The sequence below is a fragment of the uncultured Tessaracoccus sp. genome, assembly GCF_947286155.1.
Taxonomy (GTDB): Bacteria; Actinomycetota; Actinomycetes; order Propionibacteriales; family Propionibacteriaceae; genus Arachnia.
Genome location: NZ_CAMYPD010000056.1, coordinates 1 through 15,140, shown reverse-complemented (window position 1 = coordinate 15,140; position 15,140 = coordinate 1). Strand labels below are relative to the sequence as shown.

Annotated in this window: 14 protein-coding genes, 1 tRNA gene, 1 pseudogene and 2 riboswitches; of the genes and pseudogenes, 14 read left to right on the top strand and 2 right to left on the bottom strand. The window is 68.1% G+C overall.

Translation table 11 applies throughout. From position 1 onward, the window contains the following. Positions 1–306: 306 nt before the first annotated feature. Positions 307–1,284, top strand: coding sequence for a DUF5692 family protein (locus Q0X68_RS11665; protein WP_297751944.1), 978 nt, complete (start codon positions 307–309; stop codon positions 1,282–1,284). A gap of 186 nt (positions 1,285–1,470) precedes the next feature. Then, positions 1,471–1,543: transfer RNA gene (locus Q0X68_RS11660), tRNA-Ala, on the top strand. 147 nt (positions 1,544–1,690) lie between these two features. Here the strand turns inward: Q0X68_RS11660 and Q0X68_RS11655 are convergent. Together Q0X68_RS11655 and Q0X68_RS11650 are read right to left on the bottom strand one after the other, a co-directional pair. Further along, positions 1,691–2,272: a DNA-3-methyladenine glycosylase gene (locus tag Q0X68_RS11655; RefSeq protein ID WP_297751941.1), complete on the bottom strand. Its 582-nt coding sequence runs from the start codon at positions 2,270–2,272 to the stop codon at positions 1,691–1,693. A gap of 28 nt (positions 2,273–2,300) precedes the next feature. Continuing rightward, entirely contained in the window at positions 2,301–2,687 is a 387-nt protein-coding gene (locus tag Q0X68_RS11650) for a hypothetical protein (protein WP_297751938.1), read from the bottom strand. Positions 2,688–2,718: 31 nt separating this feature from the next. After that, a riboswitch (cobalamin riboswitch) is annotated at positions 2,719–2,852 on the top strand. Positions 2,853–2,909: 57 nt separating this feature from the next. Between Q0X68_RS11650 and Q0X68_RS11645 the strand changes: the two genes are divergently transcribed. The 12 genes and pseudogenes from Q0X68_RS11645 to Q0X68_RS11590 form a co-directional block, all read left to right on the top strand. Beyond that, the gene (locus Q0X68_RS11645) at positions 2,910–4,058 is read left to right on the top strand and encodes a hypothetical protein (protein WP_297751935.1); all 1,149 of its coding nucleotides are present in this window, start codon (positions 2,910–2,912) and stop codon (positions 4,056–4,058) included. Then, positions 4,055–4,996, top strand: a complete 942-nt coding sequence (locus Q0X68_RS11640; protein WP_297751932.1) for a hypothetical protein — start codon at positions 4,055–4,057, stop codon at positions 4,994–4,996. The genes Q0X68_RS11645 and Q0X68_RS11640 overlap by 4 nt, the downstream gene beginning before the upstream one ends. Further along, entirely contained in the window at positions 4,989–5,747 is a 759-nt protein-coding gene (locus Q0X68_RS11635) for a hypothetical protein (RefSeq protein WP_297751929.1), read from the top strand. The genes Q0X68_RS11640 and Q0X68_RS11635 overlap by 8 nt, the downstream gene beginning before the upstream one ends. Beyond that, positions 5,740–6,828 (top strand): ATP-binding cassette domain-containing protein, encoded by a 1,089-nt coding sequence (locus Q0X68_RS11630; RefSeq protein WP_297751926.1) that lies wholly within the window; start codon positions 5,740–5,742, stop codon positions 6,826–6,828. The genes Q0X68_RS11635 and Q0X68_RS11630 overlap by 8 nt, the downstream gene beginning before the upstream one ends. Then, entirely contained in the window at positions 6,825–7,724 is a 900-nt protein-coding gene (locus Q0X68_RS11625; RefSeq protein ID WP_297751923.1) for a hypothetical protein, read from the top strand. The genes Q0X68_RS11630 and Q0X68_RS11625 overlap by 4 nt, the downstream gene beginning before the upstream one ends. Beyond that, complete coding sequence (locus tag Q0X68_RS11620) at positions 7,721–8,707, top strand: MoxR family ATPase (RefSeq protein ID WP_297751922.1); 987 nt, start codon at positions 7,721–7,723, stop codon at positions 8,705–8,707. Before Q0X68_RS11625 ends, Q0X68_RS11620 begins: the two co-directional genes overlap by 4 nt. A gap of 1 nt (position 8,708) precedes the next feature. Beyond that, on the top strand, positions 8,709–9,587 hold the full coding sequence (locus Q0X68_RS11615; RefSeq protein ID WP_297751921.1) for a DUF58 domain-containing protein: 879 nt from the start codon (positions 8,709–8,711) through the stop codon (positions 9,585–9,587). Next, on the top strand, positions 9,577–10,044 hold the full coding sequence (locus Q0X68_RS11610) for a DUF4381 family protein (protein ID WP_297751920.1): 468 nt from the start codon (positions 9,577–9,579) through the stop codon (positions 10,042–10,044). The genes Q0X68_RS11615 and Q0X68_RS11610 overlap by 11 nt, the downstream gene beginning before the upstream one ends. Then, entirely contained in the window at positions 10,035–10,997 is a 963-nt protein-coding gene (locus Q0X68_RS11605; protein ID WP_297751919.1) for a vWA domain-containing protein, read from the top strand. Before Q0X68_RS11610 ends, Q0X68_RS11605 begins: the two co-directional genes overlap by 10 nt. Then, entirely contained in the window at positions 10,994–11,929 is a 936-nt protein-coding gene (locus Q0X68_RS11600) for a VWA domain-containing protein (RefSeq protein ID WP_297751918.1), read from the top strand. Before Q0X68_RS11605 ends, Q0X68_RS11600 begins: the two co-directional genes overlap by 4 nt. Further along, a complete protein-coding gene (locus tag Q0X68_RS11595) occupies positions 11,926–12,588 on the top strand; it encodes a hypothetical protein (RefSeq protein ID WP_297751917.1) in 663 nt (220 codons plus the stop codon). Before Q0X68_RS11600 ends, Q0X68_RS11595 begins: the two co-directional genes overlap by 4 nt. 29 nt (positions 12,589–12,617) lie before the next feature. After that, a riboswitch (cobalamin riboswitch) is annotated at positions 12,618–12,741 on the top strand. A gap of 79 nt (positions 12,742–12,820) precedes the next feature. Continuing rightward, positions 12,821–15,140 (top strand): annotated as a pseudogene (locus tag Q0X68_RS11590) (hypothetical protein); the annotation flags it as partial.

Sequence of the window (15,140 nt, the reverse complement as noted above, 5' to 3'; positions counted from 1 at the left end):
GAGATTCCTCTACGTCTCGTGGGCTCGGAGATGTGTATAAGAGACAGGGGCTACAACGGTGACCTTGTCGAGCGACGTTTCGGCGAGCATCTCCTTCAGCGCACGCCCGAGCACATGGGGTGTCGAGGGTACGGCGTCGGACATGGCACCTCGTGGGGGCTCGTGGTGGACACTTCCCGGAAAGTGTCCATGGCCAGCAGGTTCGCGAAATCCTACCATCTGTCGTAGATGGGACAAGGAGAATCGTCCTCGATCGTGAGCGGCCAGCGGAGGTCGCAGGGAGACGGTTCTCGAACGGAGGCCAACATGTTCCTGTATGAAGCAATCCCCTGGTACGCGTGGGTCGCCTGGTTGGTCGTACTCGGCGCACTGATCGGCATCAATGAGGTGACGAGGCGTTCCCGTGGCGCCGCGCAGGCGGTGTTCATTGTGCTGCCACTCCTGCTCACTCTCTTCGTCTGGCCGACGACGGCCGGCAGCGGCTCGTCGACCGGTACGTGGTTCCACTGGGTGAAGGTGTACTCGGCACTCGCTGGCGTGCTCGGTTTCATGCTGCTGAGATATCACCCGAAGATCGCGGCCAATAAGTGGGCGTTGGTGTTCCCGCCGGCCATTTTGGCGATCAACATCCTCGAGGCCTGTATCCGTGACTTCCAGGTCGGCGCCATGGGTGCCGACGGCATCGTCGACGGCGTCTACATGCTCTCGGGTTCATGGAACGTCATGAACGGCATTGCAGGCCTGCTCAACCTCATCACGATTTGCGGTTGGACCGGCATCTTCATCTCCCGCTCGAAGAGCAAGGACATGATTTGGCCCGACATGCTGTGGTTCTGGATCATCGCCTACGACCTGTGGAACTTCGCCTACGTCTACAACTGCGTTGGCGACCACTCCTTCTACGCCGGTGCGGCACTGCTGATTTCATGCACGATCCCTGCGTTCTTCATCAAGAAGGGTGCCTGGCTGCAGCACCGCGCAAGCACGCTGGCGCTGTGGATGATGTTCACGATGGCGGTGCCGACGTTCGTCACGAGCTCGCGCTTCGCCGTCGCCACCTCGCGCAGCGCCACCGCACTGTTCGTCGTGTCGTTCATCGCGCTGGCCAGCAACATCGCCGTGTTCGTCTACCAGGTCATCACGATGGTGAAGTACCGCCGTAACCCGCTGAAGGACGAGCTGTACACCGAGCACGAGAAGTACCAGCAGGTGCGACTCGAGAACCTCGAGGTACCGGAGTCATTCGAGGCGCGCGAGGGCGCAAAGAGCCCCCAGCACGCCTGACCTACACCCGACGGTGTGGGCGATGACCCCGAGAAACTGACCGTTATCCTCCACAAGAAGCTACTGACCCCCGCTTTTCAGCGTTTTCTTGCAGGCGTGGAGGATAACGGTCAACTTTGCGGTTCGCGTGGGGCATGCGAGTTGCGGAAGAGCGCGCAACCGTGGCTATACTTACCGGGCGTCCTTGGGGCATTAACTCAACTGGTAGAGTGCCACCTTTGCAAGGTGGAAGTTAGGGGTTCGAGTCCCCTATGCTCCACTTTTCAACAACATGAACGTCCCCAGAAACCAGGGTTTCTGGGGACGTTTTGGTTAAGGCACGAGGTGGACCCCAAGATAGATCAAGTTCGTGGCGGGCAGACCAACCACGAACTTGATCTATCCTGGGTCCCTTCGAGCTGATAACTCACTTCCTCGCTGGGCCCGCTGCTTTGCTGCGGCGGTAGGCGGAGACGGTGGGGTCGCCGGTCAGCCAGAAGCGCCAGGGCTCGTCCGCCGCGCGGGATACGCCGACGCGCGGTCCGCTCGACACCGCAGCAGTCGCCCGCCCCGGCTCCAGGCGCACCGACGAGCCAGCGTCAAAGAGAGGCACACCGGCGTCGGCCATGGTGATGCCCAGCGACTTCGTGAGATTGCCGGGCCCACGGGCGAGGCGCTCATCGGGCACGCCAGGGCGCCGACGCCGCGCCTCATCGATGCCTTCAACCACCCTGCCCGCACGAATCAACACCGCACTGGCAAAGCCTTCCGGTGAGCAGACCACGTTGCAGCAGGTGTGCCCGTGCATCGTGTAGCAATAGAGGTGCCCGGGCGGCCCGAACATCACCTGGTTGCGCTTGGTCGGCCCCTTCCAGGCGTGCGACGCCGGGTCGTCCTGCCCGAGGTAGGCCTCCACCTCGGTGATCTCGACGGCCACATTCCCCCGACGCAAACACGCACCCAGCAGCGCACGGGCGCTGGCCAGCGCATCGCCTTGTAGCAATTCCATCTCGACGAGGCTACCCGCCGCCCAAGCATCACGCAGTCCAACTCCGCACGACGATGAACGCGGCGCCATCGCGCTCCCCGCCGTGTACCGCGAATCCGGCAGGGGGTTCACCGAGCGCATCCGCGACCACTTCGCGCGGGCCCGAATACGTGATGGCAAGCGGCAGCACCAGCCGGCCGTTCTGGAACGCTCGTTCTTCGGCTGCCGAACTCCAGCCTGCCCACGGCGTCTCCAGGGGAAGGTCGCGTGCACGCAGTTCAGCAGCTGCGGCGTCGCAGACATCGTCATCTGCATCCGCGGGCGGGGCGACGGCAAGAAAGGCGTCGTCGCGGGTCAACCCTCGCCACCAGGACGTGAGTGCGGAGTAGTCGTCCACGGCGATTCCTCTCAGCCAGGCATAGCGGAAGCGTCTCATTGGCAAGCGTACGCTAAGCCTGCCGGTCGCAATTGCTGTGCTAGCGTGGGCGACGCTCAGTATTGAGTGAAGGCGCTACGCAGGAAGCCGGTGTGAATCCGGCGCTGTCCCGCAACCGTGTGGCCTCGGCCGAGTCGGATACTGCACCCGTCTTCGTCACGACACGTCGAGGGCTGCGAGGTCGTGCGCCCCGGCGCGCGAGGTTGCCCGCCAGGAGGGCAGATGAACGCCAAGCGCACCGCCTGCATCATGGCGCTGCTTGCACTCTGCCTCACACCACTGCTCCCGTTCACCGCCCACGCCAAATTCCGCGACGGCGCTTGCAAACGTGGCGAGGGTGTCACTGTCATCGTCGACTGGAACAAGTTCGACGGCGCCGGCACCGCCAAACGCGAGCTCATCCGCTGCATCATCCTCGACGAGGGCGCCAAAGATTTCCCAGTGTTCGACGACTCCGGGCTTGCTACCCGCAGCGTGTTGCGTTCGGCAGGAATCGCGTTCGAGGCCGACAGTATCATCACGAACGTCAACGGCATCCAGGACCCCGAGGGCTGGAACTGGTTCTTCTGGGGTGGCGTGGATGGCCAATGGAAGGGCGACGGATTCTGGAATCCCGAAGCCAAGGTGGATTCCTTCGTCGGTATCGCGCTCGGCCCACGCGACCAAACCAACATGCCCGTGCGCCACCCAGCGTTCGAGAAGGAGCCTGACCCTAGCCCCACGCCAGCACCGACGGGCAAGCCCAATCCCGGCCCGACCGGCAAACCCAAGCCAGATCCGACCGGCAAGCCCACGCCAGATCCGACCCCCGGCCCGACCAGCAAACCGGATCCGGAGCCAAGCCCAGACCCGGAACCAGCGCCAACCGGCAACCCAGACCCGAGCCCGACGGGAACGCCCACACCAGACCCAACTGGTGCACCAACTGCACCATCGACGCGCACGCCCACGCACTCCGGACGTCCATCGGTACGACCTGGCACCGACGCTCGACAGCGCCCACGCCCGCTGCCCCCGACAAGCACCCCGACGTCCAACGCCAGCGACACCCCGAACCCCACCGCACCCCCGGGTACACCGAGCCCCTCTGCGACGGGCACCCCCACCCCGGATGCCTCGCCGACGCCGTCGGCACAGCCTTCGGATAACGCGAGCGGCCCGGCCGCGGACGCCCCGAGCGCCACGCCGTCGACGGTGTGGGGGCGTGAGGAGTCGCAACGCCAGCGCGTCCCCGGCCAGGCATCATCGACGGACACGTCGCGCAACCCTTGGCTCGCCGGGGCCCTCGCCGTCCTGATGGTGGGCGGCCTCGGCACGGCGGCAGGCTTCGGCATGCGCGCCACCCATACGCCCCCGCTGGAGGATGAATGAGCCGCGCCCTCCGCCTGCCCGCACTGCGCAGCGCCCTGGCCGCGGCGGGCGCCGTCGCGCTCGGCCTCGCCTCGTCGCCGCTAGCCCACGCAGCACCCCCGCCGGGAGCACTTGAGCTGTGCCAGGAGGCGCCGTCGGGTTGCGCGATTCGAGTGGCCGACGACACCCGCGAGGGAGCCACTAACTCCGTCACTGTGCAGGGTGCGCCGCATGTGCGGGTCAAGCTCCGCGCCTACCAGGTCATCGCCGACGGTGCTGAGCTGAAGGAACTCAAGCCGCTCGGCGATGGCGTCGAGGTGGTCACCAACCGCATCGGCATCGCGACGGTGGATCTGTCGATCCCCGCGGTCGTCAAAGATGCGTCGAGCGGTTGGGCACTCATCAGCGTCGACGGCGTGACCGGCACCGACGTGTCGATGACCGTCGGCACCTTCGCCCCCTTCGGCGCCCGCATACCCACGGTGCTGGGCGACGGGTTCGCGGCCGAGAAACCCGTCGGCGTTCCCCTAGACCTGCACGTGGTCGGCAGCATCCGGGGCACGCGCTTCGCCGTCGAAATGGAACACGACGACGGCACCTGGGAAGACGTCACGTTGCAGCACACCCACGTCGATGCGGCACCCGACGAGGACGCCATCGTGCAGTACACCCTCCCACGCGGCCTGACGTCGACGCCCAAGAAACTGCGTCTGCGCAACATCACCGACTCCTCGATTGACTCCATCTGGCTCGCCACCCCCTCCGCCGACGGCACCCCCGCCCCGCTGGACGAGCGCTTCACCCCTCCCCCAGTGGGCGAGGCGCTCGACGGCACCGCGGCCCTCGCCGCACACCCGACGACGACAGTCCAGGTGGTCGGCTTCGGCATTGCGGGCGCGTCAGCACTCTTCGTGGCGGCCATGCTTGCAGCCGACACGGTGAGGAGGCGCCGTGACTGACTCCCACCCCCTCATTTGGCTGGCGTTGCTCGGCGCGACGGTGGCGGCCTCGTTGCGCCTTACGCACCCGATCATGCTGGCCACCTTCGTGGTGGCGCTGCTCCTGACGGGCTTCCTGGCGCGCGGCCCGCGGATGGCGAGCTTCGGGTTCGCCTGCGTCGGCGCGCTCGCGGCGGCGTTGCTGTGGGCGGGCTGGACGCTGCTGGTACCGACGGGTTCCGGCGACGTCGTATTCTCGCTGCCCGAGCACACGTTCGGCCCAGGCGTGCTCTTAGGCGGCGCTGTCACCACCGAGGCGCTGCACCGCGGCATCACGAATGCGCTCGCGGCAAGCGCGGTAGTGCTCGCCCTCGGGGTGGCCGGGCAGCTCGTGAGCGCCCGAGGATGGCTGTCGCTCGCGCGGCTCACCGGCCCTCTCGCCCCCGCCTTCGGCTGGCTCGCCTCATGCGGGGAGGCCTCCGCGGAGGTGGCGTCGTCGCGGCGCCAAGCTCGGGGCCGACGCCGTAGGCCCACTCTCGACGTGTGGTTGGGCGCCGCGCGCGACGTCGCCCGGGATCTCCCCGGGGCCACTCCCAAGCAGCTCCTCAACGCCCACCGTTCCGACGTGTGGCAGGCGCTCGCCGCCGTCGCGTGGGTTGCCGCCGTGGTGCTCGCTCCGCGCATCGGGGTCGTCGGGGTTGCGGTGGCGGCGCTCCTGCTGCCGATCGCCGTCGCGCTCGGAACGCCCCGAGGGGAGGCTGCGCATGCTTGAGTTCGACGGCGTGGGCGCCTGGCTGCCCGGGCAAGGCGTCGTGCTCGACGACGTACAGTTCGCCCCGAAGCCTGGCGAGATCTGGGCGGTGGTGGGGCGCTCGGGTGCGGGCGCGTCGACGCTGCTGCGCGCCGCGAGCAACCGCCTCCCGCACGGGGCGCTGCTGCGGGGCCGTATCCGTCGTCGCGGCAGCATCGTGCACGTCGGCGAATTGCCGCCGGTCGGCGTCGCAGACTACCTGGGCGCCTTCGCCCGCGAGCCCGAGTTCGACGTCGCCCGCTACGGCGCCGAACGCCACCTCCATCACCGCACCACCTCCGTGCCCCCCGACGTGCGCGCGGGGCTGCTCCTCGCCGCTCTCCACCAAACCATCCCGGCCGACGTCGTACTCATCGACGCGCAACTCACCGCCGCGCCCGCCCGCATCCGCCAGGACTTCGCCGACGAGATCGCCCGCCGCGCGGAGCGTGGCGCGGCCGTCTGCTGGGCCGACCACGACCTCCCCACCCTGCTCGCCCACGCCTCACACGTGCTTGAGCTCGGCCACGGCCAGGTGCTCGCCGCCTGCCCCGTCGACGAATGGGTGCCCGCCACGCTGCCCGACCCACGCATCACACCCGACGATGCCCCTCGCCGCCCAGCCTCCCGCGGCCGAGCGTCATCGACCGTTGTCGAGCCCGCTGCGCTCGGCCTCACCGGCAACACCATCGACGTCTCCGCCGGCGTCTGCCTCGGCGTCGTGTGCCGCGACGCCCGACCAGAACCGGTGGCGCGCCGCCTCGTCGGGCATCTCGGCGGCGACGTGCTGCGTTCCGGTACGCCGTTCAACCCCGACGCGCTCACCACGAAGCGCCCGCTCTGGCTCCCTCACGTGCAGGCTGGCCTCGACGCCGTCGCGCGCCGCGAGCTGATCGCGCAGTTGTCCGGCGACAACCCGGGCGTACGCATCGTCACCGGGCGCGACGAGGCATTTCTGCGCGCGGCGTGCCACGAGATCGTCGTGATCGAGGGCGACGCCGTCGTCGCCCAGGGCGCGCCGAACGCGGTCGCGGCGCTCGCCGAAGAGGAGTGGGCGGCATGAACGCGACGAAGTGGCGCGACGCGGCACCCATCAGCGGTGTGCGAGCACGCATCGTGACGACGCTGCTCGTCGCCCTCGCGTTGATGTGGGTGGGCTGGCCGGTGTGGGGGTCGTGGACGGCTCCCGACGCGAACACCGCCCGGTCGCTGATGCCGAGCCTGCTCAGCGGGTTGGGTGGCCTACTGCTCCTGCTCGGCTGGGCGCTGTGGCGCGACGCGGGACGCCGGGTCGAGGTGTTCGCGCCAGTGGTGTTCCTCGCGACGGCAGCCACGCTGGTGCGCCTCCTACTCTCGCCGAGCGCCTCCGGCGTGGAGCCGGCGTTCGTGGTGCCCTTGCTCGCAGGCGCGGCGCTGGGCAGCCCCGCCGGGTTCCTGACCGGCGCAATCGCGTGCCTGGGCTCGTCGGCGCTGCTCGGGCTGTACACGGAACACCTGGTGGCGCAGACCCTCGTTTGGGGGCTGTTTGGGCTTGTGGGAGGGCTCTTCCGCGGATCAGGGACGCGCGTGGCGTGGTTTGGGTGCGTGCTCGCAGGTGCGCTGCTCGGCCCCGTCTCCGGTGTGCTGCTGAACACCACGGGTTGGGTGGACGACGCGGGCGCCTCCGCCGGTGGATTCCTGCTGGGCGCCGGGCCATGGGAATCCTTCAAGAGGCTCATCAACTACTCCCTCACTACGTCGTTTGCCGTCGATGCCGCCCGCGGGGTCACCACCGCGGTGCTCGCGCTCGTCGTCGGCTTCCCCGTGATCCGGGGCCTTCGCGCCACCGTCGGCGACCCCGTCCCCAGCACCACGCCCATCAAGCCCCCACCGCAACGCATCGACGCGGCGGCACTCCGCCGTCGCGAACGAAGCGACCACCTCTCCACCCTCTGGCTACCCGAAGGAGACCGACGATGAACGATCAGCTGAGCCCTGCCGACCTGGAGTTCGCCACCGACCGACTCGGCGCCCTGACCACGTACTTCGACGCCGCCGTCGTCGGTCAGGAGAAGCTGCGCGTGGCGCTGCTGGCCACGCTGCTGGGAGAAGGACACATCCTCGTCGAATCCGTGCCCGGACTGGCGAAGACCCTTGCCGCATCTACTCTCGCGCGCTCGGTGGACGCGAGCTTCGCGCGCATCCAGTGCACCCCCGATCTGCTGCCGAGCGACATCATCGGCACCGAAGTGTTCGACCCGGCGGAGGCGAAGTTCCACACCGAGCTCGGCCCCGTGCACGCCCACTTCGTGCTGCTCGACGAGATTAACCGCTCGTCGGCGAAAACGCAGTCAGCCATGCTCGAAGCGATGCAGGAAAAACAGACCTCCATCGGCGGCGTCACGCACCGACTGCCGGACCCGTTCGTCGTGATGGCCACCCAAAACCCCATCGAGGAAGAGGGCACCTACGTGCTGCCGCAAGCGCAGATGGACCGCTTCCTCGTCAAGGAAGTCGTCAACTACCCCGCAGCGGACGCCGAGGTGGAGGTGCTCCGTCGCGTTCGCTCCGGCGTGTTCGAGCAGCCGGCTCCCGCCGTCGCATCGATCGACGACGTGCGTCGCCTGCGAGCGATCACGCGGCAGGTGCACGTCGACGAAGCCATCGAGCGCTACATCGTCGAGCTGGTGAACGTGACCAGGCGCCCGGCGGACTTCCTGCAGTCCGACACCGCGCGGTGGATCGAGTACGGCGCCAGCCCGCGAGCGTCGATCGCGTTCCTGCAGATCGCCCGCGCACACGCGCTGCTGCAGGGCCGGCCCCACGTCATCCCCGACGACATCACCGCGATGCGGCACGCGATTTTGCGTCACCGCATCGTGCTGACCTTCGAAGCGATGGCGGAACAGGTGCCCGTCGACGAGATCGTCAACGCAGTGTTCAACGCGGTGACGGCCCCGTAACATGGCCCGACTCACTCGTGTGCGCACCGAGGTGATGCTCGCTACCCGAGGCAAGGTGAGCGGGTGGCTCGACGGTGCCCACCCGTCGGTGAACGCGGGGCGTTCGCTGGAGTTTCACGACGTGCGGGAGTACGTGCGCGGCGACGACGTCGCCGACATCGACTGGAAGGCCTCTGCGCGTCGTGGCGAGCTGCTGGTGCAACGGCACGTGGCCGAGCGCCGCACGACGCTACTCGTCGCGCTTGCCACGGGGCAGTCGATGGCGGCGATGGCCGGCCCATCGACGCTCAAACGCGAACTCATGCTCGATACCGCCGCGACGCTCGCGAGTCTCGCCCTGGCTGGCGGCGACTACGTCGGCATGCTGCACTGGGGGGCCGCTGGCGCTATCGCGGCGCGCCCGAGCACCAGAGCCGTGCGGGTGGAACGCATGCTCACGCAGGCGGAGCGTGCCTGCGCCCCCACTTCCCCCGACGGCGACCTCCCGGTGCTTTTGGAGCGCACCGGCACGTCCATTCGGCGCCGAGGGATCGTCGCGGTGGTCACGGGCGACATCGACGTCGACGCCAACCTCGAGCTGCATCTGCGTCGGCTCGCTGTGCAGCACACCGTTGTGCACGTGGTGGTGCCCGACGTCGACCCCACCGACGAGCGCATCTCGCGCCCGGTGCACGACCTCATCGGCGGGCGCGAACTCCCGCGCGCGCTGTTGCGTGATCCCGCGCTGGCCACCGCGTGGCGCGCCGACGTGGCAGACCGCGCGACGCGTCGGAGCGCAGCCCTGTCGAGGCTTGCCATCCCGACGGTGACCCTCACCCCCGACAGTCCTGTCGTGCCGCAGCTGCTTTCCTGGTTGAGGAGTATGCGTCGTGCTGCTTGAACTGCCGCCCATCGAACCTGTCGTGGCCGCCTCCTGGTGGTGGTGGCTGGTTGCCGTCGGGGCGCTCGTCCTGGCGCTCGGGGTGCTCGTCGTCGGCGTGTGGCGCTGGCGCGCGCTGCGCCCGTCGCCGCCGGAAGCGGACACGTCGCTGGAACGGCTGCGGGAAGCCGCCCTGGAGCAGGTGAGCGCCGATGCGCGCCTAGCGCAGCCCAAGGATGCCGCCCAGGCGCTCAGCCGGACGGTGCGGCGCTTCGTCGGTGTGGCTTCCGGCGGGAATGCCGACTACGAAACGGCAAGTCAGCTGGCTGCGGCGGCGGAGCGTGACCGGCGGCTGGCGCCTGTCGCGGCGTTGGTATCAGACCTGCAAGAGGTGAGCTTCTCCGCGTCTCCCGGCGACGACTTCGACGTGGCCGGGCACGCGGAGCAGGCGCGGGAGGTGATTCGCGCATGGCGTTGAGTCAGCCGTGGTGGGGTGTGGCGGTGATCGTCGCCGCGACGCTGGTGGCCCTGGTGGCCTGGTGGTGGCAGCGCCGTCGGACTCCGGCGGGAGAGGCGCTGCTGTTCAGCGCGGGCGCCAGGCTGCGCGCGTTGCCGCAGTATCGCGACGCGGCCCGGCGGCGAATGCGGTGGCTCACGGTGGAGTTCCTCGCGGTGGCCGTCGCGGTCGGCGGGGCGGCGCTCACGGTGGCGCGCCCCGTCGATGAACATCAGCTGCCGTCTGCACGCAGCAACCGCGACGTCGTGCTGTGCATGGACACGTCGGCGTCGATGTCGTCGGTGGTGCAAGACGTGCTGGGCGCCTACAAGCAGCTGGCGGAGCGCCTCGACGGGGAGCGCATCGCGCTGGTGATGTTCGACGCCTCCGCGGTCACCTTCTTCCCCCTCACCGACGATGCCAGCTACATCGCAGAACAGCTCGACGCCGCGTCGCAGGAAGTGGGCGCGGGGCCGGTTCGCGGCACGCAGGTAGGTGACGTCGGTAGCTCGCTCATCGGCGACGGGCTCGTGAGCTGCCTGCAGCGCTTCGACACCACCGATCCTGCCCGCTCCCGCACCGTCGTGTTCGCCACGGACAACCAGACTTCGGGTAAGAGCATCTTCACATTGGATGAGGCGGCACAGCGCGCAGTCAGCCAGCACACGCTCGTGTTCGGCATTGCCCCGAACGACAACCAGGTCGCCGCCACCCAGGCCATGACTGCCGCGCTGCAGCTGACCGGAGGCGACACGCTCGCCCTCGAACCCAACGCCCCGCTGGAGAGCATCGTCGACGCGGTCGAGCGCACCCAGGCCCGCGAGCTGGAAGGTCCGCCCCGCACCGACGCCGAGCCCCTCCTGTGGCCGGGCATGGCCCTGCTGAGTCTCGGAGCTGCGGGGGCCGCCGTCGCACGAAGGAGGGTTGGGGCATGACCTTCGACGTGCAACCCGCCGCGCTGGCGCTCGTCACCGTCGCGCTCGTGGTGACGCTGTGGTGGCAACGCCGGATGTGGCGCGACATCCACACCTGGCTCCGCCTTGCGGCGCTCGTGTTGCTGGCCGGCGTGGCGCTCCAGCCGGGCTTCGAACACGCCTCCAGTGAGGAGGCCCCCACCGGCATGGATGTGGTGCTGCTCATCGACCGCACCACGTCGATGGCCGCACAGGATTACGACGGCAACCGCCCCCGCATGGAGGGGGTCGCCGCCGACGTCGAGGCGCTCGTCGGCACCATGCCGGGCGCGAGGTACACCGTCGTGACATCAGACAATGAGGCACGCGTGGCCGCTCCCTGGACCACCGACGGCGCCGCCGTCATCACGCTCGCCCGCACGATGGACTGGCGGGAGGAAGGTCTTGGCACCGGCTCCGACATCGCCGCCGGGCTGCCGCTGGCCAAGCAGCTCCTGCAGGATTCGGCGGCTGAGCGTCCGGGGGTGCGCCGATACTTCGTGTACTTGGGTGACGGCGAGCAGATCTCCAAGCACAGCCCGGCATCGTTTGCACCGCTTCGGGAGCTCGTCGACGACGCGCTCGTGCTGGGCTACGGCACTTCCGCCGGTGGTGTGATGGCGATGCATGTGGGCACCGACGAGCTCGTCACGCGCGACGGGGCACCGGCCAAGTCGAAGATTGACGAGGCGGCGCTGCGGACGATCGCGGAGCAGACGGGCGGCTCGTACCAACACCGCACCGCCCCCGGGGCGTTGGAGGGTTGGGCACCTGCGGCCGGCGCCAGCGTGTCGGAGGCTGCTCACCGTGACACCTCGCTGGCCTGGTGGCTCGCCGTCGGAGCTGCGACGATGTGGTGCGCGGACCTGGCCGTGGCCGCGCGTCGGATGCGGGGTGCGAAGGAGGAGCTGTGAAGCGTTCACGTCTGGGTTGGCTGGTGTGGCCAGCGCTCGTCGCGGTGCTCGTCGGGGGTGCGGGTGTGGTGTTGCTCATGTGGCAGGCGTCGATGTGGCTGGGCGGCGAGGCGATGCGCGAGGGGCGCCCCCTGGATGCCGAGCGCCACTACTCGCGGGCGGTGCGGTTGCCCGTCGAGGGTTGGAAGGCGCCGTTCAACCGCGGGGTCGCGCGGTACGAGCAGGAGAAGTGGGACGCGGCCGCGAGCGATTTCGAGCTGGCGGCGCTGCGGGCTCCCGTCGAGCACGATTGCATGATTAGGCTCAACTGGTCGACGGCGTTGGAGCGCTCTGCCGACGCGCTGCGGCAGCACGACGACCTCGACAGCGCCACCGCTCGTTACCGAAGCGCGCTGTTGGTGCTGGCCAGCGCCGCGTGCGACGACCAGCAGCGCACGGCAAGCGGGCAGTCGGCGCAGTCGCAGAAATCGCAGAGCCAGCAGCGGTTGGCGGAGAAGGCTGGGCAAACGAAGGAGCAGCCGTCGGATGAGCCTCCCGCAGACGACATCGACCGCGAGCAGGAGATCGACGAGCGCGCCGAGCAAGCGCAGCAAGAGCGACAACGAGCTGAGCAGAAGCCAGATCCTCGCACCGGCGGCGAGGAAGAACGCACCTGGTAGCCCGGATGATTGGGCGAGCCCTGCCTGCCACCGCTGGTGTAAACTTCGGCACGACCGTGCGTCGGGGGAATGTGGTGCAAATCCACAGCTGACCCGCAACCGTAACGAACAACGCTCGAAGCCGGAATGCCCGCCCGTGGTCATGTTGTAACACCGTCGAGGTCTGCGGTGGAGCGATTTCTTGTTGAAACAGCTCCCAACCGTGAGGACCGTTTCAGCCAAGGAGTCGTATATGACCTTGCAGCGAAATCGCGTCCTGGCGTTACTGATGGCACTCATGCTCGCCATTGGCACACTAGGCACCGCCCCCGCACATGCGGATGCGAAACAAGATTCCGTCTCGCAGGCAGCCGATTGGCTCGCCACCACCTGGAAGGAAAAGCCAGGCCAGTACTTTGCCGCCGGCACCATCGCCGACGGCATCCTCGCCCTGAGCGCTGCGGAAGCGCATCCCGACGTCGTCGAGTCGATGCTCCGAGCGCTGCACGAGAAGACGCCGAAGTACGTCGGCAGCCCGGATGCAAAGCCCAACCCGGCGGGGCAGGCGAAGATCATCATCACGCTGCTCGCATCCAACCAGGACCCCCGCACGTTCCTGCCTGGGCGCGACCTCGTCACTGAGCTGATGGACTACGCCAAGGCAAACTCGCAGAACACCAAGGATTTCTGGGCCCCCTACCTGATTGCCATCGCGCTCTCGCGGGCGGGCGAGCAGGTGCCGCAATCCGTCATCGACAACATGCTCGCCAACCAGCAGGACGGCGCCTTCGGGTACACCTACAACGGCAAGTTCAACGCCGACCCCGACTACACCGGAATCGGCATCATGGCCATGAATCTGTTGTCGACGGAAGCCCCCGACCGAGCCACGAGAAACAAAGCACTCGACAGCGCGCTGGATGCCATCGATTGGGCACAGAACCCGGCCAACCAGAAGACCGACGCCAACGGCAACACGTACTGGGCGACGTTCTCGTCGGCCAATAGCACGGGCATTCTCGCCAGCGCTCTCGCCGAGGCCGGCGAAGACATTGAGTCGCCCGTCGCGTACCTCGTCGACCAGCAGAAGAAGACCGGCACCGGTGCGTGGTCGAACGTGCACGACGGCACCAAGAGCGACGTCATGGCCACCACCCAGGCCATCTTTGCGCCCGCGGGCAAGGGCTACGCCACCATCAAGAGCACGCAGGTGAAGCCCATCAACTTCAACCCGGCGCCTGAGCCCGAGCCCACGCCTGAGCCAGAACCGACGCCCGACCCCGAGCCCACACCGGAGCCAGAACCGGAACCCACACCGGAGCCAGAGCCGACACCAGACCCGGAGCCGACACCGGAGCCCAAGAACTACGCCGGCCCCTGCACGCCCGCGAACTCGGGTGTGACGATCGTGGTCGACTACCAGGACTTGGGCGGCAAGCCCGAGATCCGTTGCGTCGAGGGAAATCCGGACGACGGCCTCCAAGCGCTACGCGGAGCCGGCTTCACCATGCAGGGCGTCGAACGCTGGGGCGACAGCTTCGTCTGCCGCATCAACAACCGTCCGGCCGCTGACGAGAAAATCGCCCTGGCGGGCAATGAGAACTACGTCGAAGAGTGCGTAGACACTCCTCCTGCCGGCGCGTACTGGTCGTATTGGCAGTCCCCCGACGAAGGCAAGACGTGGAATTACTCCAACGTCGGCATCCTGGGCAGCGATCCTGAGCCAGGCGATTGGGAAGGTTGGTCGTTCTCGATGAACGCCACCGCCGACACCAATCCCTACCCGCGCACCCAGCTTGCCCTCGATTCGCTCCCCACGCCGGAGCCCGAGCCAACGCCCGAGCCCGAGCCGGAGCCGCGGAAACCCGCTACCGCTGCTGTGGCCGAGGTGAAGCCTGTCGGGGCAACTGCAAACATCTGGGGCAGCGTCGACACCGACAAGCCCGTCAAGGTGTGGACCGAGGTGAAGCTGCCCAACGGCACGTGGTCCAAGTCGCAACAGCGCACCACCAACGCCAACGGCAGTTACACCATTCCTCTCACCTACGGCATGCACACCGCCGGCACCTTGAGCTGGCGCGTTGCCGTCCAGCATGCTGTCAGTGACATCGAGTACACGCCGACGGTTACACAGCGCCGCGTCGTCTCCGTCACCGCGTCTACCGCTGGGCGTGCGGCTGCCGGTGCTACCGCGAATGTGTGGGGATCCACTGGTGTCGCCAATGCGCGTGTGTGGACGGAGGTGAAGCTGCCCAACGGCACGTGGTCCAAGTCGCAACAGCGCACCACCAACGCCAACGGCGGCTACGTCATCCCCCTCACCTACGGCATGAACAACGCCGGCCGCACCACCTGGCGCGTCGCCGTCCAGTCTGGCTCTTCCGTAGTACGCAGCGCACCGTTCAACTTCCAGCGCGTGGTGACGGTGAACAGCGCATCGGCAGGGACCGCTTCCGTCGGTGCTACCACCTACGTGTGGGGCACCGCTCGGGGCGCAAGCAATGCGCGTGTGTGGACGGAGGTGAAGCTGCCCAACGGCACGTGGTCCAAGTCGCAACAGCGCACCACCAACG

Bases quoted from the DNA above. Each gene is read 5' to 3' on its own strand.
- Q0X68_RS11665 (WP_297751944.1), top strand. From the start codon at position 307: ATGTTCCTGTATGAAGCAATCCCCTGGTACGCGTGGGTCGCCTGGTTG.
- Q0X68_RS11615 (WP_297751921.1), top strand. From the start codon at position 8,709: ATGGCCCGACTCACTCGTGTGCGCACCGAGGTGATGCTCGCTACCCGA.
- Q0X68_RS11655 (WP_297751941.1), bottom strand. From the start codon at position 2,272: ATGGAATTGCTACAAGGCGATGCGCTGGCCAGCGCCCGTGCGCTGCTG.
- Q0X68_RS11640 (WP_297751932.1), top strand. From the start codon at position 4,055: ATGAGCCGCGCCCTCCGCCTGCCCGCACTGCGCAGCGCCCTGGCCGCG.
- Q0X68_RS11625 (WP_297751923.1), top strand. From the start codon at position 6,825: ATGAACGCGACGAAGTGGCGCGACGCGGCACCCATCAGCGGTGTGCGA.
- Q0X68_RS11620 (WP_297751922.1), top strand. From the start codon at position 7,721: ATGAACGATCAGCTGAGCCCTGCCGACCTGGAGTTCGCCACCGACCGA.
- Q0X68_RS11605 (WP_297751919.1), top strand. From the start codon at position 10,035: ATGGCGTTGAGTCAGCCGTGGTGGGGTGTGGCGGTGATCGTCGCCGCG.
- Q0X68_RS11600 (WP_297751918.1), top strand. From the start codon at position 10,994: ATGACCTTCGACGTGCAACCCGCCGCGCTGGCGCTCGTCACCGTCGCG.
- Q0X68_RS11645 (WP_297751935.1), top strand. From the start codon at position 2,910: ATGAACGCCAAGCGCACCGCCTGCATCATGGCGCTGCTTGCACTCTGC.
- Q0X68_RS11630 (WP_297751926.1), top strand. From the start codon at position 5,740: ATGCTTGAGTTCGACGGCGTGGGCGCCTGGCTGCCCGGGCAAGGCGTC.
- Q0X68_RS11650 (WP_297751938.1), bottom strand. From the start codon at position 2,687: ATGAGACGCTTCCGCTATGCCTGGCTGAGAGGAATCGCCGTGGACGAC.